Genomic DNA, 1,440 nt, shown 5'->3' with positions numbered 1-1,440 from the left:
ATGGCGGCGTGACCAGCCTGTGCTGCCCGCCGCAGACCAAACCGGTGCTCGACACCTCGGCGGTGGCCGAACTGATTCTGGACCGGGCCCGTGAAGCCGGTTTCAGCAAGGTGTTTCCTGTCGGCGCACTGAGCAAGGGCCTGGAAGGCGAACAACTGGCAGAGCTGATCGCCCTGCGCGACGCAGGCTGCGTGGCGTTCGGCAACGGTCTGAGCAGCTTCAACAACACCCGTACGCTGTGCCGGGCGCTGGAATATGCGGCCACCTTCGACCTGACGGTGATTTTCAATTCGCAGGATCGTGATCTGGCCGAAGGTGGTCTGGCGCACGATGGCGCGACGGCGGCGTTTCTGGGTCTGGCGGGCATCCCCGAGACGGCCGAGACAGTGGCGCTGGCTCGCGACCTGTTGCTGGTCGAGCAAAGCGGTGTGCGCGCGCACTTCAGCCAGTTGACCAGTGCGCGTGGTGCGGCGCTGATTGCCCAGGCGCAGGCACGTGGTCTGCCAGTGACAGCGGATGTGGCGTTGTATCAGTTGATTCTGACTGACGAGGCGCTGATCGACTTCTCCAGCCTCTATCACGTCCAGCCGCCACTGCGCACTCGCGCAGACCGCGATGGTCTGCGTGAAGCGGTGAAGAGCGGTGTCATTCAGGCGATTTCCAGCCATCACCAGCCACATGAGCGTGACGCCAAGCTGGCGCCGTTCGGTGCCACGGAACCGGGAATCAGCAGCGTTGAGCTGCTGCTGCCGCTGGCCATGACGCTGGTGGATGACGGCCTGCTCGACCTGCCGACCCTGATCGCCCGCCTGAGCAGCGGCCCTGCCGCCGCCTTGCGCCTGCCAGCCGGCAAGCTAAGTGCCGGTGCGCCAGCGGATATCGTGCTGTTCGACCCTGCCGCCTCGACGGTTGCGGGCGAGACCTGGCTGTCAAAAGGCGAGAACTGCCCCTTCATCGGCCACTGCCTGCCCGGCTCGGTACGCTATACGCTGGTGGATGGACGGATCAGCTACAGCCGTTGAGGCACTACGCTCAGACCAACGAAGGAGAGCGAGACCTCTGTAGGAGCGGACCGAGCGACGCTTCGCTTATCCGCGAAGACAGTGTGTCAGTCGATGTATTCTCGGCGATCATAAAGACCCCTTCGCGAACAAGTTCGCTCCCACGCCTTTCGGCCAGAGGCTTTAATGATGAGCCTTCTGTAGGAGCGGACTTGTCCGCGAAGACTGTAATTCAATCGATGAGCTTCCGGTGAATGTAACGGCCCTTTCGCGAACACGTTCGCTCCCACACCCTTCGGCCAGAGGCTTTAATGAGGGGGCTTCTGTAGGAGCGGACTTGTCCGCGAAGACTGTAATTCAATCGATGAACTTCCGGCGAATGTAACGGCTCTTTCGCGAACACGTTCGCTCCCACGCCTTTCGGCCAGAGGCTTTAATG

1 protein-coding gene is annotated in these 1,440 nt (G+C 62.2%); it reads left to right on the top strand.

Features of this window, described 5'->3' with window-relative positions; translation table 11 throughout:
- On the top strand, positions 1-1,022 hold a 1,022-nt coding region (locus tag ALO64_RS10240), incomplete at its 5' end, for a dihydroorotase (protein ID WP_235804993.1).
- Positions 1,023-1,440: the final 418 nt, after the last annotated feature.

It is taken from the genome of Pseudomonas meliae, assembly GCF_001400515.1.
Taxonomy (GTDB): domain Bacteria; phylum Pseudomonadota; class Gammaproteobacteria; order Pseudomonadales; family Pseudomonadaceae; genus Aquipseudomonas; species Aquipseudomonas amygdali.
This window is presented reverse-complemented; position numbering and strand designations above follow the sequence as displayed.